17 protein-coding genes are annotated in these 21057 nt (G+C 29.6%); 11 read left to right on the top strand and 6 right to left on the bottom strand.

Annotated elements, in window-relative coordinates:
* The 5 genes from Q0997_RS08000 to Q0997_RS07980 all read right to left on the bottom strand — a co-directional run.
* A partial coding sequence (locus tag Q0997_RS08000; protein ID WP_299887113.1) for a PorP/SprF family type IX secretion system membrane protein occupies nucleotides 1–1352 on the bottom strand: 1352 nt, incomplete at its 3' end.
* Between the two features lie 3 nt (nucleotides 1353–1355).
* Complete coding sequence (locus tag Q0997_RS07995) at nucleotides 1356–2846, bottom strand: gliding motility-associated C-terminal domain-containing protein (protein ID WP_299887110.1); 1491 nt, start codon at nucleotides 2844–2846, stop codon at nucleotides 1356–1358.
* A 162-nt stretch (nucleotides 2847–3008) separates the two neighbouring features.
* A complete protein-coding gene (locus Q0997_RS07990) occupies nucleotides 3009–4313 on the bottom strand; it encodes a hypothetical protein (protein WP_299887109.1) in 1305 nt (434 codons plus the stop codon).
* A gap of 324 nt (nucleotides 4314–4637) precedes the next feature.
* Nucleotides 4638–5084 (bottom strand): hypothetical protein, encoded by a 447-nt coding sequence (locus Q0997_RS07985; RefSeq protein WP_299887106.1) that lies wholly within the window; start codon nucleotides 5082–5084, stop codon nucleotides 4638–4640.
* Between the two features lie 314 nt (nucleotides 5085–5398).
* A complete protein-coding gene (locus Q0997_RS07980; RefSeq protein WP_299887103.1) occupies nucleotides 5399–5767 on the bottom strand; it encodes a helix-turn-helix domain-containing protein in 369 nt (122 codons plus the stop codon).
* Nucleotides 5768–5976: 209 nt separating this feature from the next.
* Here Q0997_RS07980 and Q0997_RS07975 point away from each other — a divergent pair, with 209 nt between their 5' ends.
* Together Q0997_RS07975 and Q0997_RS07970 are read left to right on the top strand one after the other, a co-directional pair.
* Nucleotides 5977–6918, top strand: a complete 942-nt coding sequence (locus Q0997_RS07975; protein WP_299887100.1) for an NADP-dependent oxidoreductase — start codon at nucleotides 5977–5979, stop codon at nucleotides 6916–6918.
* A gap of 14 nt (nucleotides 6919–6932) precedes the next feature.
* A complete protein-coding gene (locus Q0997_RS07970) occupies nucleotides 6933–7226 on the top strand; it encodes a putative quinol monooxygenase (protein WP_299887097.1) in 294 nt (97 codons plus the stop codon).
* Between the two features lie 427 nt (nucleotides 7227–7653).
* Here the strand turns inward: Q0997_RS07970 and Q0997_RS07965 are convergent, their stop codons facing one another.
* Complete coding sequence (locus tag Q0997_RS07965) at nucleotides 7654–8208, bottom strand: YceI family protein (RefSeq protein ID WP_299887094.1); 555 nt, start codon at nucleotides 8206–8208, stop codon at nucleotides 7654–7656.
* 128 nt (nucleotides 8209–8336) lie between these two features.
* Between Q0997_RS07965 and Q0997_RS07960 the strand changes: the two genes are divergently transcribed.
* The 9 genes from Q0997_RS07960 (at nucleotide 8337) to Q0997_RS07920 (ending at nucleotide 21048) form a co-directional block, all read left to right on the top strand.
* A complete protein-coding gene (locus tag Q0997_RS07960) occupies nucleotides 8337–9203 on the top strand; it encodes a winged helix-turn-helix domain-containing protein (RefSeq protein WP_299887091.1) in 867 nt (288 codons plus the stop codon).
* A 186-nt stretch (nucleotides 9204–9389) separates the two neighbouring features.
* Nucleotides 9390–10418 carry a hypothetical protein gene (locus tag Q0997_RS07955; RefSeq protein ID WP_299887088.1) on the top strand — a complete coding sequence of 343 codons (1029 nt, stop codon included), beginning with the start codon at nucleotides 9390–9392 and terminating at the stop codon, nucleotides 10416–10418.
* 205 nt (nucleotides 10419–10623) lie between these two features.
* Complete coding sequence (locus Q0997_RS07950) at nucleotides 10624–14358, top strand: metallophosphoesterase (protein ID WP_299887085.1); 3735 nt, start codon at nucleotides 10624–10626, stop codon at nucleotides 14356–14358.
* A 357-nt stretch (nucleotides 14359–14715) separates the two neighbouring features.
* Nucleotides 14716–15090, top strand: a complete 375-nt coding sequence (locus Q0997_RS07945; protein ID WP_299887082.1) for a DNA/RNA non-specific endonuclease — start codon at nucleotides 14716–14718, stop codon at nucleotides 15088–15090.
* A 162-nt stretch (nucleotides 15091–15252) separates the two neighbouring features.
* Nucleotides 15253–15558, top strand: coding sequence for a hypothetical protein (locus Q0997_RS07940; RefSeq protein ID WP_299887079.1), 306 nt, complete (start codon nucleotides 15253–15255; stop codon nucleotides 15556–15558).
* Between the two features lie 9 nt (nucleotides 15559–15567).
* Complete coding sequence (locus Q0997_RS07935; RefSeq protein ID WP_299887076.1) at nucleotides 15568–17127, top strand: FAD-binding protein; 1560 nt, start codon at nucleotides 15568–15570, stop codon at nucleotides 17125–17127.
* A 242-nt stretch (nucleotides 17128–17369) separates the two neighbouring features.
* On the top strand, nucleotides 17370–18518 hold the full coding sequence (locus tag Q0997_RS07930) for a caspase family protein (protein ID WP_299887073.1): 1149 nt from the start codon (nucleotides 17370–17372) through the stop codon (nucleotides 18516–18518).
* A complete protein-coding gene (locus tag Q0997_RS07925; RefSeq protein WP_299887071.1) occupies nucleotides 18518–19978 on the top strand; it encodes a hypothetical protein in 1461 nt (486 codons plus the stop codon). The genes Q0997_RS07930 and Q0997_RS07925 overlap by 1 nt, the downstream gene beginning before the upstream one ends.
* Nucleotides 19975–21048, top strand: a complete 1074-nt coding sequence (locus tag Q0997_RS07920; protein WP_299887068.1) for an MBL fold metallo-hydrolase — start codon at nucleotides 19975–19977, stop codon at nucleotides 21046–21048. Before Q0997_RS07925 ends, Q0997_RS07920 begins: the two co-directional genes overlap by 4 nt.
* Nucleotides 21049–21057: the final 9 nt, after the last annotated feature.

Raw genomic sequence — 21057 nt, 5'->3', positions numbered from 1 at the left:
CTATCCGCTTCTTCTTTCGCTAATCTATCAGCTTCTAACTTAGCTAGTCTATCAGCCTCTTGTTGAGCTAATCTGTCTGCTTCGTTTTGTGCAGCAATTCTATCCGCTTCTTCTTTCGCTAATCTATCTGCTTCTAATTTTGCTAGTCTATCAGCCTCTTTTTCTGCTTCAGATTTATTTCTGTTTTCAGCTAAGAACTTCCTACGTTCTTCAGCTTTAGCTTTATTAGCTGCTATTAGTTTTTTTCGTGCTTCTGCTCTTGCTTTAACTCTTTCTTGTGTAGCTAGTCTTGCTTCAGCTCTTCTTTGTTCTGCTAACTCACGATTAGCTTGAGCTGTAGCTTGAGCTTCTTTTGAAGTATTAGAAGCTTTAGGACGTTTTTTTCTTCTCTTTTTGGTAAAAAGTGAGCTTACTCTGTCCTCACTACTATAATCATATTTTTCTCTATTTTTAAATTTATATGCCAATGTAATTTCATGAGAAGGGCCAAAATCAGATAAATTACCAATTGCTTTTTCAAAACTATATTCAATAGAAAATTGTTTACTTATATTTAAACCAAGACCACCAGAAACACCATATAAGTTATTATATCCAACATGTGCCCATACACCCATAGGTACTGTAAGCATTGCTATACCAGAAAAAATTGTTTTACCTTTTGTAAATTCTGATTTAATTAAACCTGAAAACTTACTTTCATCAAGAAACCCATAACTTTCTACGTAACCCGTATACATAATATGACCTTGTATTCCTTTTTTTGGATTTTCTTGAATTATTTCAGAAGCACTTGAATTGTAAAGAAAATAATTATTTAGAGACACTCCAAAATCAAAAAAACCGGTACCATAATTGATACCAGGGTTAATTGTGACTAAAAAATTTGAAGGAATCTCTTCAAGTGATGGGTCTGAATTGTTTGTTACAACATTACCGTCATTAACACCACTTTTGTAGGCACCAATGTTGACACCGAAGCTTAGATTACTATCTGTATCTAGCCTTGCATTATATGCGAAATTTAAAAGTCCTCCAAAGGTAGTTAAAACGCCATAGTTTTGTTGAAAAACGCCAACACCAACACCTATATTTTCTTTAAATCTACCAGCATAACTTAATAAATAAGTTTGTGGTGCGTTTTCAAATTGAACCCATTCTCTTTTATTAGAAATACTTAATGCTGCGTTTTGTTGTCTTACAAAACTAAAAGTTGGATTGATGGCATATTGATTAAATGCAAGCGAATTTCTTATAGGTAAAGCAAGTGAAACCACTCCATCATCTTCTTGAGAATAGAATATCTGTATAGAACAGATAAATACCACTATAGCCAAAAGGTATGTTTTCATTTTTTACTTCACTAGCGTTATTGATCCTTTTTTAGTTTGTTGATCTTCGGTTGTAATAATATAATAGTAGACTAGATTAACACTGGTTAAATTCATTTCCTCTTCTGGCCAGTTATTAAGATATTCATTTGTTTGGTGTACAATTTTTCCTTGGCTATCTAAAATGATAACTTCTGTATTAGTTCCAGTAACATATTCTGTTGGAAGGATCCATTTGTCATTAATAGCATCCCCATTAGGACTAATTAAATTTGGAATATTTTCTACTTCCGGGAAAGGATCTACTGCTTCATTAATTGTAAAAAATAATTCGTTAGAAAAAACACAACCAGTTGTTTGAGAAACAATAACTGTATAATCACCAAATTCTGTAGCATCATAAGTGTCACTTGTAGCTCCAGAAATTAAATTATTATTTAAAAACCATTGAAAAGTTGGATCTGTAGCATTTGTAGTAACTATAACATTTAATATATCTCCTTGTTGTATGGTATTACTATTTGGAACATTAAGAGAGCTAGTTGGTCCTTCACTAACAAGATCAATAGAAGTAGAAGCGGTACAACCACCTAGATCGATATCTACTTGATAGGTTCCAGATTCATTAGCTTCATATGTTACATCTGTTCCTACAAGAACATTATCCTTATACCATTTGTAATCAATTCCACCACTTAGAGTACTTAATATTGTTACTCCATTTATATCTTCACTTGGACAAAACGGATTACCTAAACTTGAAACTATTTCAGTATCCACAGTTCCAGAAGTTGCTTCACTAACCTGAACACGATTAGAAAAAGAATCTGAAGGAGAACAAGAACCATAATCGGTTTCAACAAAATATGTGCCTTCTTCACTCACCACTAATGTTTTATCATCACCGTCACCATCATCATATGGTACAGAAGTAGTTGGTCCTGTTTCTTTATACCATATAAATGTTAAGGAATCATATTGTAGAGGAGAATCATTTAATCCCGTTCCTGGATTATCTATTCTTAATACATAGCTTCCACCAGGGCAATATACTCCGGTTGATACTAAGTTATTAATTGAAAATGGACTATCTTGAGGTTTGTAATATGCTGCAAATGCTTGCGAATTGATACTAGAAGTAGGAGCAGGGCTCGTACTTTTAATACGTATTTTATAATTTTCACCAGCAGTCCCTTCAGGTAATTGAAAGCTTAAAGTAGCCGGTGATGTAGTAATTGCTCCAGCTGATGATGATCCTACAATAGTTGCTGGATTAATAAAAGTTCCACTTGGATCAGACATTTCAATTACAAATTGATTTGAGGCACTTAATGATGATTCTCCAGTAAATTGAAAATTCACATTGTAACTATTAAAGTCCTCACTTGCACAAGCTTTAGTGAAACCTAAATTAATTGTTGTAATACTTACTTGAGCATTTATCTGTTGGTTAAAAAAAAGAACAGATAAACAAAGTGTATAAATAAATGTTTTTAAGAGGGTAGTTTTCCGCATTCAATTATATTTTTTAATATCAATTCTATATATTTCTACTGCATTTTAATTATGCACTAATTCAAAACATGTTTGATTAATTAAGAAAGACAACCGACAGGATCTGTCAAACAGTTAAATTGAAAAGTTATTGTTATAAATTTATGTTGTGTTATAGGTTAATTAGTTTTTAGAGTCATCATTAGATGCAATAATTTTATTGATTCTTAATCTATAATCTGGGCGTTTGCTATTTCCAGAATCAATAAACGTTTCAGAATCAGGGCCTTTAGAGTATACGTTAAAGAAAGCACTATTTCCATACCAATTCTCTAGATCTTCATTATTTGGGTTGTTTTTAGTGAAAATATTTCCTTTACAGTTATTGAAATACATTTCGCTAAACTTTATTTTATCTAAGCTCTCTCCATTGATTTCAATTCTATTATCTAGTATTACTGCAGGGTTGAAACCTGAAATAACACTTTTATCTATATGGAAAGAAGTATCATTATCTATATATAAAGCTTCTTTAACTAATCCAACACTAATGTCAGACGCTAAATCATTACTAATATTCACTAATGTTAAATTTTTAGCAGTAACAAAAGTAGATTTTTTAGAGAAATCAACATCCTCTTTTTTATCATAAGAAGCAATATGCATACATCTAGATCCTTTTCCTCCAGATACATATGGAGAACGAATAGCTAAAGAATTACTAATTTTTGCTTGTGTCCCATAATTAAACTTATAGTCATTACTATTAGATCTATATGAAACCATTTTAGTTAAATTAACTTCTCCTCCTAATATATTGAATGAGTTTCCTTTACTGTAGCTTACCATTATGTTTTCAATAGTAGTTTCATTACCAACACCAGCAAGTGTAAGTCCACTAAAATAACCATCTCTTGTTCTTTTTCCAGCATATTCTATTCTTACATATTTTAATATACCAGAATTACTTTTTGTATTGTCTCCTCCATAAGAAATGTTTTTATTTGAAGAAGGTCTTAATCCGTAGTTTATAGATGAACCATTACCGTATTTGTTAATAGGAGCATCACCTAGAATAATTAATCCTCCCCAATCGCCTTCTTTTTTTACACTTTTATTTGATGTAAATACAATAGGGTCTGTTTCAAGTCCTTCTGCTATGATTTTTGAACCATTTGTTATTGTAAGCGAACCATTAGTTTTAAAATCACCTATAATTACAGTTCCTGGTTCTATTGTAAGAGTAGTACTATCAGTAACAAAAACGCTACCAGATAATAGATAAATATCTTTTTTGTATAATTTAGTGTCAGAACTAATATCTCCTGTAAGGATTTGAGTAGGTTCTTCGTAATTAACCTTATTAGGTTTGAATTCAGTCCATGAATTTAACCAGTTGTCTGTTCCTATTATTCCTTTCTCTTGTTGAGCAGAAGTGCTTATTGCTACTAAAAGAAATAAAGTTAGTATTTGAGTTAGATTTTTCATAGTTATTTTAATTCAATGTTTAAACTTGAGGTTGTTTAATTAATCTTGACCCAAACATATGAACAAATTCCATGAAATGCAAATAATATCCGATAAAATACACGATTTCTTTCATATGTAGCCAAATCCTTACTATTTTTTTTAACAATAACCTCTATTTTAGAGGTTTAATATCATTCAATAATTTTAGGTCTTAGTTTAGCGAAACTCAAAGACTGTGACTAAGCAAAAAAGCTCTAACAATTTTAAATTGTTTAGCTTTTTTAAATTTGTTAATTTTAGTGTTAGTGTAGGATAACTAGATATTAGCGAAATATCTATGGTTTAATATCTATTAAATTCACTATAAGTGTGAAGTGATTTTAATGTTTCTTCATAAAATAAAATAGCAGCAATTAAATTAGATTTATCAGAATATGGTAATATTTTATTTTGAAATTCTATAGTACTTGTAAAATATTCATTAGATGCTTCAATATTTTCTTCCAAAGCTTTTTTATGCTCTTTAGTATCTGGTATCCCTAAAGAGGCCATAGTAACACCTGGTTTAGTTGCAAATGCGATATTTGGTAATATTTTAACAATAACCTCAATGCGCTCTCTATATAATGTTAATAATTTTCCTTTTGGAAGCTTTTCTAAATCTTCTTTATCATGGTATTTAGAAATTGAAACTTTTCCACTTATAATAGTTAGGGGTTTTTTTTGCGAAAAACAAAAGGTAACCATTAGTAAAAAAATAACACTAAACAATGTAGGTTTTGTTTTCATAATTTCATGTTTTTAATTATTCTTATGTGACAAATCTATACAATTAATTAAAAAAAGCAACTTTATTATTCTCTTTTTTAAATGATAGATAGGGTTAAAAGCTTATTTATTTTGCAAATATAATACTTATTAAATAATATTCTCTAAAATAAATAGGTGAATATTTTGTGAAATAATTAATAAAGAGTTGTTTTTGTTTGTTGGAATTGCATTATATATGATTTATGCTTGCTTTTATTGATAAATACTTAAAATGCTTTAATTTTAATTTTAATATTATAGTTGTCTTTTATTTTGTAGAACTATTTATTTTATTATTCAATAAACTCTCCTTTTTCTTTTGCTACAGTCATTCCCCATTCTGCTATAGATATTAATACAGGCGCTAAACTTTCTCCAAATTTAGTTAAAGAATATTCAACTTTAAGCGGCGGTTTTTTAGCGTAAACTTTTCGGTTTATTAAACCACTTTTTTCTAATTGTTTAAGCTGCAAACTTAAGGTTCGTTCAGTAATTGTAGAAATTAATTTTCGTAGTTCATTGTAACGCCTTCCTCCATCTATTAAGTATACTAAAATTACACTCTTCCATTTACCTCCAATTAATTCCATTGCTATACTTGTTGTACAAGAAAACAATTTATCATTGTACTTTATAATTCTTTTTTTATGAGTTGTATCCATATTCTATTAAATAATTTGCAAAAGTATATTACTAACTAATATTATGCAACTATACTATTTATAGTAAAAAAATAAAAATTTAAAATACTGTTTTTCATAACTATAGGTGGTTTTTTTCTTGCTATCATTTTTGACCGTTATTGCAAGTTATTAATACTCTATTTATTTTTGTACTATACTTTTGATAGTTAACTAAATATATAAACAAAATGAAAACAATAATATTAAAGGAAACGGGTGGTGTAGAAAATTTTTTTATTAAAGATACAAAAATACCAGTAGTTAATAATAATGAAGTATTAATTGAAGTGAAAGCAATTAGTATAAATCCAGTAGACTATAAAGTAAGAGCGAATTCAGATGTTTTAAAAATGATTTTTGGAGGCTCTAAAATAATAATTCTGGGTTGGGATATTGCTGGAGTTGTAGTTGCTGTTGGTAATGAAGTGAGTGAATTTAAGACTGGAGATAGAGTCTTTGGTATGGTTAACTTTCCAGGTATGGGTAATGCATATGCAGAATATTTAACAGCTCCCAAAAACCACTTAGCAAAAATACCTTCAAATATTTCTTTTGAAGCGGCAGCTGCAACAACTTTAGCCGCACTAACCGCTTTACAAGTTTTAGAACCTAGAATAAAAAAAGGAGATAGAGTCCTTATACATGCTGGATCTGGAGGCGTAGGACATTTTGCTATTCAGATTGCTAAATGGTTAGGTGCATATGTAATAACGACCAGTTCTTCTAAAAATAAAAATTTTGTAATGTCTTTGAGAGCAGATGAACATATAGATTATCGCGCACAAGCTTTCCAAGATGTGTTAACAGATGTTGACTTTGTGTTTGATATGTTTAATGGTGATATATTATTAAATTCTATCAAGGTTGTTAAAAACGGAGGTGAAATAGTGTCTATACCAACTCCTGTGTTCTCAAATGATGTTTTAAATTTAGCAAAAGAGCGTAATATTAAAGTATCAAATATAATGGTGCAGTCTAATGGAAAAGATATGAATACACTTAAGAGTTTATTAGAAAAAGGGGCTATTAAACCATTTATTTCAAAAACATTTGTATTTGAAGATATTGGCAAAGCACATTTGCAACTAGAAAGTGGAAGAACAGTAGGGAAAGTTGTTGTTACAGTATAATTTAATAAATAGATATGAGCAGTAATTTAACAATAGTAGCTAGAATTCTAGCAAAAGAAAACAAAAGGGAACTAGTAAAATTTGAGTTGTTAAAACTTTTAGAAATTACAAGAGAAGAAGAAGGTTGCATTAATTATGATTTGCATCAAGATAATGAAAATCCAAATTTGTTTTTATTTTATGAGAACTGGGTTAACCGAAGTTTATGGCAAAAACACATGAGTAATCCTCATTTAACGGAATATATGAAGACCACAGATGGAGCAGTAGTAGAATTTACATTAAATGAAATGACTGCAATTTATTAAACTATTTTTAAAGTTTTATATTGGCTTACATGCGTATTAAACATTTACTATTTTTGAAATCCAAATTATACATTATTGAATGATTTCACTTAATAGAACTTGCATCTCAACTAGAATACTATCTCTCTTGTTTTTTTGCATTGCCATTGGTTTTGAGGAATTCTTAGATTTATAACTAAAAAGTAAAAATCAATGTTACTTATTTGTCTAGAATAATTGTCAAATAGCCATACTGTTATTTGTAATTCTACACCAGCTCAATATGGTGGTCTAGGATGTCATATTAAGTAAAATCCTTAATAATTTTAATTCTCTTGAAAGCTGCAGCTTTCAAGAGAATTATATTTTATAATCTTTTAAAGAATAAATTTAGTTACTAAACTAAATTTCTACTAATAAACGCAATACCAATGTAATGTGTTTAAAATTATAGACTTAATATGGCTTCAAAAACTATGGCATCAGAGATAGCGTCACTTTTTAATTTACTATTAAAATTGATTCCCCATCGTGTTCTATCGATCTTGAATTTAGTAGTCATTTCTAATTTTTCATAGTTAACTTCAGCTTTAAACTTAATAGGTAATGTAATGCCTTTTATAGTAAGATTAGCTTTAACCTCTAAAAGCATAACTTCTAAATAATTAACTTCAGTAATAACTAATTTAGATGTTGGAAACTTTGGAACATCAAAAAAGTCATCATTTTTTAAATGGTTTACAAGACCTTCACTATAATCGCCATCTGTATTTATTATAGTATTCATATCTATAATAAATTCACCGCCAGTAATTTTTTCATTAGTTTTAATAAAATATCCCTCTTTAAATTGTACAGTTCCATAATGACCTCCAAAATAAAAAGTGTAATCTGAAGACCATTTTAGTTCGCTTTTAGAACTATTAATTTTTAAATTTTCTTGTGCATAAATGTTTGCTGTTGAGTAAATTGCAATAACTAGTAATAAAATACATTTTTTCATGATATTATTTTTATGTTTTTAAATTTTAAGTAAAACTAGATTTAGCAATGGCAAAAAATGTCAAAAAAATGTAAAAGAAGTGTCAACGGTTGTAAAAAGTCATTAAATTATATGTTCTTTACAGCGTTATGAGTAAGAAAAAAGTTTATCTATATAGTAGCTTAATTATTATATTATTTTTTTTAGGACTATTTTTAAGTTCAAGAGAGAATAATGAAGGATTTACGGAAACAGTAAAAGTTGCTTTAAGAGAAGTTGGGCACCAATTATTATTAACTAATAAAGATACCAAATCTTTAATTTTGCCTGTAGAAGAATTAAAACCGTCTGAATTTTTATTGTCTTTTAATAATAGTCTGTCTTTTGAACCTATTAGTTTAGTTTCTATTATACAAGACAGTTTTCAAAAATCAAAATTACCCAATAGCTATCGTGTTGAAGTTTTGCAATGTATAGATGGTGAAGTAGCATATAGTTATATAGTTACTGTAGATGAAGAAAGTACAATTATTCCTTGTTTAGGTCGATTTTTACCCAATTCTTGCTATACTATTAAAGTGAAATTTATAAAAAGAACGAGCTCATATTTAAATCTACAAACAATATTGTATATAATAGGTCTAGTGATTCTATTTATTATATTAGATTTTTTCTACACTTCAAAAAAACAAGGTATAAAACAAGAAGAAAATAATATAAAATATGCAGCTATAGGGAGTTTTCAATTTTATCCTGAACAAAATAAGTTAGTTAAAGCAGCTACAGAGATTAGTTTATCTAAAAAAGAATGTGAGTTACTTGCAATTTTTGTTGCTAACCCTAATCAAGTTATTAAGCGTGATGAATTAACAAAAAGAGTATGGGAAGATAATGGTGTATTTGTTGGAAGAAGTTTAGATACTTATATCTCTAAACTTAGAAAAAAACTCAAAGACGATGATTCTATTAAATTAACAAACGTCCACGGAGTTGGTTACAAATTAGAATTAAATTAGTTTTATTTATTGCTAAATCCATGAGAATCGCGTAAAACAAAAATTATTGTATAATTACTCAAATACGCGATTTTTAATAAATTTATAAAATGCATTAATTTTATCAGTTAATATATGTGATAACTAAATAATTAGTTTAAACTAATTATTTAGTTATATTTGTTGTTGTATCTAAATTGATTTATCATGAAACAATCTATAATTTTATTAGCTTTAGTATTAACTATTAATTTAAGTGCTCAAGATAATTCTTACAAATATTATAAACATTTAGTGTTTAGAGAAACTCCATATTCACTCATTAAAGGTAGAATAGAAATACCTAAAGAAAGAACAGAAAAAGAAAATCACTATAAATTAACTTATGACTCTAGTAATAATCTTATTCTTATTGAATACTTATTTGGAGATAAACAAATTAATAGAAGAAGAGCAGGTATCATGGATGGTTTTAGAAATATATATTCAAAAACGGCTATAAAATATGTTGGAAATTTAGAGATTAGAACATTTTATAATTCAAAAGGTGTTCAATGTAATAATACAATGAATGTTTATAAGGAAGTATATGAGTATAACAAAGAAGGGGAGAAAATTGGCGTTAAATTCTATGACAAAACAGGTGATTTAACTAATAACACATGGAATATAGCTGAGTACACATGGAAAAAAACAAATGATTTTGATATAATTGAAAAGCGTAAAGACAAAAGAGGTAATTATGTTTCAATGAGACCATACTATTATTTTATGACAACACTATATAAATATACAGAAAAAGGAATATTGATTTCTATGAATAATATAGATGAAAATGGAAATTTAATTAATGATTTTGATGATTTAACTGGTATAGCATTAGATAAAGCAGAATATGATGAGAATTTTAATCTAATAGGTTTCCGCTTTTATAATGCTAACCAAGAACCTGTTATTGGTTCTTTTCTTGAAAGTGCTGGAGGTAAAATAGAATATGATGAGAATGGTAATTGTATTAAATACGCCACAATTAATATTAATGGAGATTTAATGTTATCGAGAGGTAAAGCTTATGATCGTTATAAGTTTGATGTTTTTGGTAATAATATTGAATTTGCTCATTATGGTATAAACAATAAATTGGTCGAGTATAGAGGTTATACAAAAACGAAATTTATTTATGATTCTAATAAACCATTTAAAAAAGGAAAAGTAAAACGCTCACATTTAAAATAATATGTTTTAAAAAATCAAGCATTCTCATTGCTAGAAATCTCTAATTTAGTAGATTTATTTGATAATAATTTCCGCAATAATTATAGAAAACTATATTATAAATTCTTTTAAAAAATTAAAGTAAGATATTAATTATGTAATGTTAGTTGTGAAAATTTATATTTTTAAAATTGTATGATTATATTTAGATTAAATAAGACTATTCATGATCAAACCATTTAAAACCCTCACAGTAATATTTACTCTTTTTTTGTTTAATACTTGTGCCACATTTAAAGCACAATATAAAAACACTAATATAGATTCAACACTGCCAAATAGTAATATAGAACATTCTTTTTATTTAATAGGAGATGGTGGTAACTCGCCAATTGGAGAAGTTTCTAAAACATTAGAAGCTTTTAAAAAGGAATTAGGCAAAGCTTCAGAAAATAGCACAGCTATTTTTCTTGGTGATAATATCTATGATAGAGGATTGCCAAATAAAAATGATGAAAACAGAGCTTTTGCTGAACATCAACTTAACGTACAAACAAATGTCGTTAAAGGTTTTAAAGGACAAACTATTTTTATTCCAGGAAATCACGATTGGTATAGTAATGGAGTAGAAGGTTTAAAGCGTCAAGAAAAATATATTGAAGATGCAATTGGGAAAAATACGTTTTTACCAGAAAATGGTTGTCCAATAGAAAATATCCATGTGTCTGATGATATCGAGTTAATTCTTATTGATAGCCATTGGTATATTACAAATTGGGATAATCATCCTACAATAAATGATAATTGCGATATAAAAACTAGACATAGTTTTTTTGATGAATATAAAAGCTTAATAAAAAAGTCACGAGGTAAAATTACTATAATAGCTTTGCATCATCCAATGTATACAAATGGTTCTCATGGCGGTCAGTTTACTTTTGGTGATCATATGAAACCGCTTCCTCTTTTAGGAACATTAAAAAATGTAATTAGAAAAACAAGCGGTATCTCTAATGCAGACTTACAAAATAAACGCTATAACGAATTTAAAAAGCGATTAGTAACTATCTCTCAAGAAAATAAGAAAGTAGTATTTGTATCTGGTCATGAGCATAACTTACAATATTTAATAGAAGATAATTTACGACAAATTGTAAGTGGTTCGGGTTCTAAAGTATCTGCAACACGTAATGTTGGTGGCGGACAATTTTCATATGGAACTTCAGGATATGCGCGATTAGATGTGTTTAAAGATGGTTCATCATATGTTAGATTTTATTCAGTAAATGATGATAAAGTAGTTTTTGAAACAGAAGTACTTCAGCCTAACACAAAAAAATCAATAACAACATATCCTAATAGTTTCCCAAAAGAAAAAGCAGCTTCTATTTATTCTGAAGAAGAAACCGATAAATCTGGGTTCTATAAGTTTTTGTGGGGTGATCGTTATAGAAAATTATATAGTACAAAGGTTTCTGCACCTACAGTTAATTTAGATACTTTATATGGAGGAGTGACTATTGTGAAAAAAGGTGGTGGAAATCAATCAAAATCATTACGTCTTAAAGATAAAAATGGAGCACAATACGTTATGCGTGCACTGCGTAAAAATGCGGTACAGTATTTACAGGCCGTTATGTTTAAAGATCAATATATTGAAGGACAGTTTGATAATACAGGAACAGAAAGTTTAATTCTTGATGTATTTGCAGGTTCTCATCCTTATGCGCCTTTTACCATTGGAACATTATCTGATGCTGTAGGTGTATATCATACTAATCCAATACTATATTATATTCCAAAACAAAATGCTTTAGGTGATTATAATAATGAATTTGGAGATGAATTATATATGATTGAAGAGCATACGTCCAAAGGACATAGTGACTTAGCTAGTTTTGGTTTTCAAGACAAGATTATTAGTACAGATGATGTGATGAAAAAAATTCACAAAGACGAAGACGTTCTTATTGATGAGGCATCATATATTCGAGCACGTTTATTTGATATGCTTATTGGAGATTGGGATAGACACCAAGATCAATGGCGTTGGATAGAATTTAAAGAAAACGGTAAAAAAGTATATCGTCCACTACCTAGAGATAGAGATCAAGCATTTTCTATTATGTCTGATGGTTTTTTATTAAGTGCAGGAGTAGCTTTAATACCTACTGCTAGATTACTTAGAAAGTATGATGATGATTTGGTGGATGTAAAAGGAGTAAATGTAGAACCGTATCCTTTGGATATGGAATTTATTCAAATAGCAAATAAAGCAGTTTGGGATGCACAAGTTAAAACGATTCAAGAAGGTATTACAGATGATGTTATTGAAGAAGCATTCTTGTTTTTTCCTGAAGAAGTACGTGATCATAATGTTGATGATATTAAAAGAAAACTAAAAGCAAGACGTGCAAATCTCCAAGCAATATCTGATAGATATTATAATTTAGTAAATAAATTCTCAGTTATTAAAGGCACTAATAAAGATGATTATTTTACAATAGAATGTCTTGATAATGGAGAAGTTAGAATTATTGGCCAACGGATAAAAAAAGGAGAAAAGAGTGATGTGTTTCATGAGCGTACTTATACTAACAAGTATACTAAGGAAATTTGGATCTACGGTTTAGATGATGATGATGTATTTGAAGCTAAAGGAAAAAATAATAAGATTAAAATTAGATTAATTGGAGGTCAAAATAATGACACCTATATTATTCCTGAAGGAGGTAAAATAACAGTTTACGATTATAAATCTAAAAAGAATAATGTCGCTGAAGCAAAAAAAGCAAAACTTAGATTAAATGACGATTATGAAACCAATGTATACAACTATAAAAAATTGAAGAACAACACAAATCAATTTGTTCCAACAATTGGGTCTAATCCTGATGACGGTTTTAAAATTGGTGTTAGTAACACATATACAGCTTATGGTTTTGAGCGTAATCCATTTACTTCTAAGCATACACTTTCTGCAGCATATTATTTTGCAACACAAGGTTTTGATTTAAATTATATAGGCGAGTTTGCAAAAGTATTTAATAACTTAAATTTAGGGATAGATGCACATTTTAATAGCCCAAATTATGCTGTTAACTTTTTTGGCTATGGTAATAGTACTCCTAATTTTGAAGCTAATGGAGACGATGAATTTGATACAGATTTAGATTATAATCGTGTAAAAATACGCACCTTTAAAGCAATGCCTTCTGTTATTTGGAGAGGAGCGTTAGGCGGTTATTTTAAAGCAGGTATCTTTTATGAATCTAATGAGGTTGATAGAACAGCTGGACGTTTTTTAGATGATGCAATAGATATTAATAGTGTTGTAAATGTTGTTCCTGTAAACCAAAGTCTATTTGATAAACAAGATTTTTATGGTGTAGATGCAATGTATCATTTTGAAAACAAGGATAATGCCGCTTTTCCAACTCTTGGCATGCAGGTAGGTTTACAAATTGGTTATAAAAATAATGTAGATACCAGTAAAGGCTTTGGTTATATTATACCAGAGTTAGGCTTTGATTATAAATTGATTCCAAATGGACAATTAGTATTAGCAACAGACTTGAAAGCACATATTAATATTGGTGATGATTTTGAATTTTATCAAGGCGCTACTTTAGGTGCTAATACAGGGCTTAGAGGATATAGAAACGAGCGTTTTACGGGGAAAAGTGCCTTTGTGCAATCTACAGATGTAAGATGGAATTTTATGAGTCTCAAAACAGGATTACTTCCAATTAAACTTGGCGTTTTTGGAGGAGCAGATTATGGGCGTATATGGATAGACAATGATTTAGTGTTTGATACTACATTTAATAAAAATGACTGGAACACCTCATTTGGCGGCGGTGTGTTTGTAAATTTAGCAAATATGATGACCGCTAATTTATCTGCATTTAATAGTGATGATGGTATGCGTTTGGCTTTTAAAATGGGATTTGGATTTTAAGATCTATTAATTATAAAAAAATAGAAAAAGAATAATTTATATTCTTTATAAAACAACCATCAAATTTTTTAGTAATTCCACTCAAAGACTGTCTTTAATTAATTTATAAATAAATGATTTAGATATATTTATTGGTTTTTAGTATTTATATATGCTTTATGGTAATACATTGAATACTAGTATAATCATTATAAATATTGAAATAATTTCCCTATATTTGATTAAGCGCTTGATCTACAGTGTCTAATCTCTCCCGTACAAGAATTATATTTAGTAGATTTTTCTATAAAAACTCCTATTGATGGAAATGTTTTTATGGTATCATTTAAGTTGTTTTATTACAGTTAATTCTTAGGTATGGGGTATTCAAATATGTTTTTTGAGGATTTTATTATTGAAATCCCTAAAATTCCTGAAAAGGAATTAGAAAAATTTGAAGCTAAAAGTATATTATATTCAAACTACCTCCTTGAGTATACCAATTACAGAGTGTTACATAATCCATTACGTAAATTTCCGTATTCAACGGTATGTAATATAGATGGAAACCTTTTTAAAAAAATAAAGAGAAGTGAACTTTTTTGTGGTAAAGGAGATTCATGGAAAAAAGATGTTCGTATTCCAAAAGAGCATCAATTAGGACATGAATTATATAAAGCAGAAAAAAGTGATTTTGATAAAGGGCATCTTACAAAACTTGAAGATTTACAATGGGTATACTATAAATGTTAAAATAAAAATGGGAGCTGGTTATGGCGTTACATCACAAGAAAAGAAAATCTTATTCATTATTCACTACAATGGTGGATAACCTTAAAATAAATATAGAAGATAATCTTTAGTAAATTTATTATGAAACAGATAAAAAACCTCATGTTTATAATTAGTTTTTGCATGCTTACATCTTGTTATTCTATAAGAGTGCGAAACGTTAATGGCGCACCTCAACTTGATCCTTTTTCAGAGAGAGATGATTATTATAGAGGGATGGACGTAGTTGAAATAGATACTGTTCTCAATAAAAAACTAACATCAAAAGACTTTACTTACATTATAAAAGAAAGTGATGCCTGTGAATCTGGTAAAATAAATATTCTAGAATATAGAAATACTTTTGGAGGTATATTGTTAAGTGCTATTACTTTCGGAAATAAACGAAAAGTGAAAATTAAATATGTATGTGAAAAACCTTCAAACTAAATTTTAAGTATGGCAACTACAAAATCTAAAATATTAAATGAATGGAATACTTTACATAAAAATGGGCCATTTCCATTAAAGCTCTTATATCAAACAAAATTAGAAGGAGAAAGAGTAATGCCTAATAAAATTGATCGTTATAATGATGTAGCGCAAGAAATTCAACGATTAATAAAAGATGCCCAAGATTCAAATGAAGGTTTTCGAGCCTATGGTTCGGCCTGGTCAATGAATAATATTGCTAATCAAAAAGATAGAATGCATTTTAATGGCGCCATGAACATTTCAATGCCTATTCATGTAAACGATTGTCATGATAATAATAGTTATGATCCCACAAATTTATTTTTGTTTGAATGCGGAAACACTATTAAAGAAATATCAGAAACTTTAGCAGAGAATGGAAAATCATTAAAAACTAGTGGAGCAAGTAATGGGCAAACTATAGCGGGCTGTATTTCTACAGGAGTTCATGGTGCAGGCTTAGATATTGGATCTGTTCAAGATTATGTAGTAGGTTTAAATCTAATTATAGGCCCAAACCCAGAAGATATTATATATGTTGAACCAGAATCTAAACCAGCATTAAAAGACGCTTTTATACATACTTTAAATGCTAGAGTTATCCGAAACGATGATTTGTTTTATGCAGCATTGGTTAGTTTAGGTAGTTTTGGTTTTATTCATGGCGTGGTAATAGAAGCAGAGCCTATATTTCTAATAAAGCGTTACGTGAAAAAGATAAGTAAGAAATTAGCTTTCGAACTTGCTAGTACCATGGATTTTAAAAATTCAACCTTTACTATTCCTGGTGAAATAGATACACAAGGAAAAGGTAAACGCCCTTTTCATTATAAAATATTTGTTAATCAATATAATAATGAGCCAGATTGTGTTGTGGAAGTCATGTACAAAAAACCATACCAAGAACCGTATCCAGACCCATTTCCTATTATTAAAGAATCATTATATAGAGATTTAATATACCTTTTTGTTAAACTAGCAGAAAACTTTCCTAAAAGCATCCCTTGGTTAGTTAAACGTTTAACTAAGACTATTTTACCAGAAGTAGATGAAGAAACAACAGGTATGCTTAAAGAAATATTTTGGGACGCACCATATCAAGGGCCAGCTTTTGCTTGTTCTCTAGGTATTCATCATAAAGACTCCCAAAAGGCAATGAGTCTTCTTGGAAAATTAACTCGAGATGAAGGACCAATACCAGGTATATTCGCTTTGCGATTTGTAAAACAAACAAAGGCAACACTTGGGTTTACAAAGTTTCCAGTAACCTGTATGATTGAAATAGATGGTGTACTTTGGAAAAAAACAAGGAGAATAATGAGTTTAGAAGAATACTCTAGACGTATGATAGAAGTTTTAAAAGAAAATAATATTCCTTTTACTATTCATTGGGGCAAAAATAGCGATTGGAAATTTCCAAATTTAGTAAACCATATGTACAAAAATCAAGTTGAAAAATGGAAAGATGAACGAGCAAAGTTATTGTCTTCAAAGATGCAAGAGGTGTTTTCTAATAAGTTTTTAAAAACAGTAGGATTAGATTAAATGAAAGTGAAATGAAATAAAACATTGATTAATAGTAGGTTAGTATTTAGGAATTGTATCTTAATTTCTATAAATTAGTTTATTATTTACTCTCCCTAAAAGATATAATACCCAGTATAGGGTATTTTGTAGCATCATATTTCATAGTATCATTGAATTCTTGTATAAGAACTAATACAATTTGTCATATTACCTGTACTAATTACTTAGTATGAATAAATATTTTTAATAATAAATGCATTATGGCGTTAATATTCGATAATATAAATAATACAAATCCTCAAGTTCATGTTTTTATAATAGGAGTTGGAGGATATAAATTTTTATCGGGAGGCAATCAAGAAAGAGCACAATCTTTTAATCAAATAGGAGTATTAAAACAACTTACATCACCGCCAAAATCAGCTCTTGAATTTAGAGATGCTATCCTTGAAATAAATTCTCATACAGGTGTGCATTTTCAACAACCTTTAGGAAGTGTAGAACTTTTAATATCACCAGCGCCGCAAGATCCAAATCCTGGAAAAAACGGGGAAGTATTTGAACCTGCAACGATCAATAATATTCGTACAGCATATAATAACTGGAAAACTCGCTGTGATACACATGAAGATAATGTAGCCATTTTTTTTTACTGTGGACATGGAGTAGAAAAAATGGATCATTATTTATTAGCTGAAGATTTTGGTGAAAATCCAGGTTTACCTTGGTTAGGTAGTTTTGCTTTTGATAAAACACGTAGAGCATTCCACAGTTGTAGGGCAAAAACACAATGTTTTTTTATAGATTCTTGTAGAGAAGTTACAGGGACTATGCTCAATTTTGATTTACCAGATATTCCTCTAGATATTCCTAATTTTAATGTTAGTGATTGTCAACATGATTTAACGATTAAATCTTCTGCTCATAACGAGCGTGCTCATGGTCCTAAAAAGAAACCTTCTTATTTTACTCAGGCCTTATTAAAGGCATTTAAAGGATATGCGGCCAATAAACAAGATGGAGATTGGTTGGTGAAAACAGCAGATGTTGCTAGTAGAATTCATGATATTTTAGGGATTGTTAAACCTGGACAAGAACAACGGCAGCGGTTTATTAATAATTTAGGAACGCCAATAACATTGTTAAAACATGATACCGCACCTTTGGCGCATTTATCAATATCATGTAATCCAAAAGAAGCTATTGCTAAAGCAGCATTTAGATGTACAAATTTAAATAATAATACTACAGAAACAAGACAAGAACCTAAGCCTGAACCATGGAAGCTGGATGTACAGGCAGGTGTATACGAGCTTAGCGCAAATTTTCAAGACAATGGATTTAATAATTGTAATGAGTTTGTTCCTGTAATACCACCAATTACTCAAAAATCTTTAGACTGTTTATAATGGGGACACTAGAAATAGAAATAGAAAATCAGGGAGGAGAAGTTACTTATATTCCCAAGCGTATTAAAATTCTAAATACAGAATTAGACATTGTTGAAGATTTTTGGCTAAAAGGGGAAAGTCATAAAACATTGGAATTAGGAGCCGGAGTTTATGTAATTCTAGTAGTTTTTCCTTCTGGCAAAGAATTAAAGAAAGTAGCAAAGATTCAAAATAGAATAATAACAAATGTAGTATTTCAACTTGAAAACATTAGCCCTCATGAGAGTCATAATTGGGCACATTTGTCTCGTAAAATGGTTAAATCACCTATAACTAGTAATCTTGAAAATTCTAAATATTTGGGGTCTTGGATTCGATTGTGGAAATTAGATAGTAATAAATGGTCAGTAAAAGAACTTAATATTTCAGATTCTAGTTCATGGACAGAAGAAGGAGTGAGCTATACATTATTTATTAATAGAGGGCTTCAATTTTTACAAGTTGGAGGTCCACACATACCATGGCGTTTTGTGGCTTTACCACCCAACAGGGAGTTAAAATGTCTAATAAGACCCAATACAGGACCATCAGCATTAACACATCCACTAGAAGTGGTTATAGCTTCTCCTAATTGGGAAGCAGAGACGATCCTTACTCTTTTAAAAAATAATACAGTAGAGAAAGCTAAAAATTTATTTGAGCATTCTAATTTAAAAGAGAGTAGTGCAGAAAATTTATTGCAAGGTAAAATGCAAGATCCGTGTTCAGCCGCTATAGGTGCATATTATTTATTGCGTTTAGAAAATTTTGATCGTTTGCATGATTGGGCACGAAATTTAGCAAATTGGATGGAGTGGATGCCAGATGGCTCAATTATTTGGGCATGGCAATTAATTAAACAAGGCCAGTATGCTAATAATGTAAATATAGAAGAAGTGAGAGCGCGTCTTTTGGAAGCATGTGAACGTGGTATGCCAATTTATACCGAAGGGTTTAGGTTGTTATGGGATGGTCTAAGAATGTTGAGTGATACACTTCCTAATGACGAGCTAGTGCAAAAAGCATTAAAAATGGTATATGGATATGTAGAAGCGATCGATTGGAACTGTACAGTAACTACTTTTAATGGAGAGCATCCCGTTAAACCTTCTAAAAAATCTAAAAAAGGGACTCCAAAAGATTTATTTGGCCTTGCATTTATTTATAATGTACCAACTAAGGTTCTTATGGATGATGTAGAAGTACCTGAAGAAAATACAATGGACTTTTCATTAGAATCTTTTCCAGAGAAATTAAAAATGTCAAAGTCTGGTTCAATTTTAAGTGAAAAAGGTGAAATTTTTAAATCACTTCAAGATATGAGCAAAAAATTAAATATACCTGTAGATAAAGGAATAATTGATACTGGTGAATTTAAACTTAATCTTGAAGATGAAATAAAACAATATAGGATGGGACGAAAAAAATATAAATCATGATAAATTTAGAATTCTTACCTGCTCGTTTTGGAGATTGCATTTGGATAGAATATGGAGACAATCAAACTACACATCGCATTTTAATTGATGGAGGTACTGCAGGTACACGACATAACATTCGAAAAAGAATTGAAGAATTACCAGAGGATCAACGTTCATTTGATCTAATGGTCGTTACACATATTGATAAAGATCATATTGCAGGTATCTTGGGGCTTTTGGAAGATGAGGATGAATTACCTTTTAAGATAAAGGATTTTTGGTTTAATGCTTTTAAACATTTGCCAGAAGAAGCGGAAGAAGATGAGAGTTTTGGCGCAAAACAAGCAGAAAGACTCACAGAATCTATATTAAAACATACTATTACATGGAATGGGGCTTTTAATGGCGGTGCAGTTGTTATGAATCTTGATGAATTGCCAGAAATAGAAATACCTGGAGGAATGAAACTCACGCTATTATCTCCAACAGCAGAACACTTAATGAAACTTAGACCTAAGTGGATTAAAGAAGTAGAAGATGCTGGTATGATTCCCGGAGGAGTTCTTATAGAAGACGATATCCTAGACGATGATGAAGGCTTTGGAGCTACAGAAATCCCGAATATTGATGCTATAGCACAAACACCATTTAATGAAGATACTTCGGTAGCAAATGGTAGTAGTATTGCTTTTTTAGCTGAATTTGAAGAGACTAAAATACTTTTTTGTGGAGACGCATTTCCTTCTCAAGTTTTACAAGCATTAAATGTTATTAGCCCAGAAAAGAAGATAGATTTAGATTTGGTTAAAATTTCACACCACGGAAGTTCTGGTAGTACAAACTCTGAACTTTTAGAAAAATTGAACTGTAGAAATTATGTGATATCTACAAGTGGATCTACTTTTCATCATCCAAAGGCAGATACAATTTCTCGCATTATTAAATCTTCAGGAGATGGAGCTCATTTAATATTTAATTATAAATCTGATATTAATGAAATATGGGATTTAAATATTTTAAAAACACAACATAATTATACTACAACTTATCCACCTAATGGAGAAGAAGGAATAAAGATTACTTTGTAAAATTTCAAT

Source organism: uncultured Lacinutrix sp. (genome assembly GCF_947500325.1).
Lineage (GTDB): Bacteria > Bacteroidota > Bacteroidia > Flavobacteriales > Flavobacteriaceae > Lacinutrix.
This window is presented reverse-complemented; position numbering and strand designations above follow the sequence as displayed.

Excerpts from the sequence above, each read along its gene's own strand:
- Q0997_RS07965 (WP_299887094.1), bottom strand. The coding sequence starts at position 8,208 with ATGAAAAAATGTATTTTATTACTAGTTATTGCAATTTACTCAACAGCA.
- Q0997_RS07990 (WP_299887109.1), bottom strand. The coding sequence starts at position 4,313 with ATGAAAAATCTAACTCAAATACTAACTTTATTTCTTTTAGTAGCAATA.
- Q0997_RS07935 (WP_299887076.1), top strand. The coding sequence starts at position 15,568 with ATGGCAACTACAAAATCTAAAATATTAAATGAATGGAATACTTTACAT.
- Q0997_RS07955 (WP_299887088.1), top strand. The coding sequence starts at position 9,390 with ATGAAACAATCTATAATTTTATTAGCTTTAGTATTAACTATTAATTTA.
- Q0997_RS07945 (WP_299887082.1), top strand. The coding sequence starts at position 14,716 with ATGGGGTATTCAAATATGTTTTTTGAGGATTTTATTATTGAAATCCCT.
- Q0997_RS07985 (WP_299887106.1), bottom strand. The coding sequence starts at position 5,084 with ATGAAAACAAAACCTACATTGTTTAGTGTTATTTTTTTACTAATGGTT.
- Q0997_RS07970 (WP_299887097.1), top strand. The coding sequence starts at position 6,933 with ATGAGCAGTAATTTAACAATAGTAGCTAGAATTCTAGCAAAAGAAAAC.
- Q0997_RS07930 (WP_299887073.1), top strand. The coding sequence starts at position 17,370 with ATGGCGTTAATATTCGATAATATAAATAATACAAATCCTCAAGTTCAT.
- Q0997_RS07980 (WP_299887103.1), bottom strand. The coding sequence starts at position 5,767 with ATGGATACAACTCATAAAAAAAGAATTATAAAGTACAATGATAAATTG.
- Q0997_RS07960 (WP_299887091.1), top strand. The coding sequence starts at position 8,337 with ATGAGTAAGAAAAAAGTTTATCTATATAGTAGCTTAATTATTATATTA.
- Q0997_RS07920 (WP_299887068.1), top strand. The coding sequence starts at position 19,975 with ATGATAAATTTAGAATTCTTACCTGCTCGTTTTGGAGATTGCATTTGG.
- Q0997_RS07940 (WP_299887079.1), top strand. The coding sequence starts at position 15,253 with ATGCTTACATCTTGTTATTCTATAAGAGTGCGAAACGTTAATGGCGCA.
- Q0997_RS07975 (WP_299887100.1), top strand. The coding sequence starts at position 5,977 with ATGAAAACAATAATATTAAAGGAAACGGGTGGTGTAGAAAATTTTTTT.
- Q0997_RS07950 (WP_299887085.1), top strand. The coding sequence starts at position 10,624 with ATGATCAAACCATTTAAAACCCTCACAGTAATATTTACTCTTTTTTTG.
- Q0997_RS07995 (WP_299887110.1), bottom strand. The coding sequence starts at position 2,846 with ATGCGGAAAACTACCCTCTTAAAAACATTTATTTATACACTTTGTTTA.
- Q0997_RS07925 (WP_299887071.1), top strand. The coding sequence starts at position 18,518 with ATGGGGACACTAGAAATAGAAATAGAAAATCAGGGAGGAGAAGTTACT.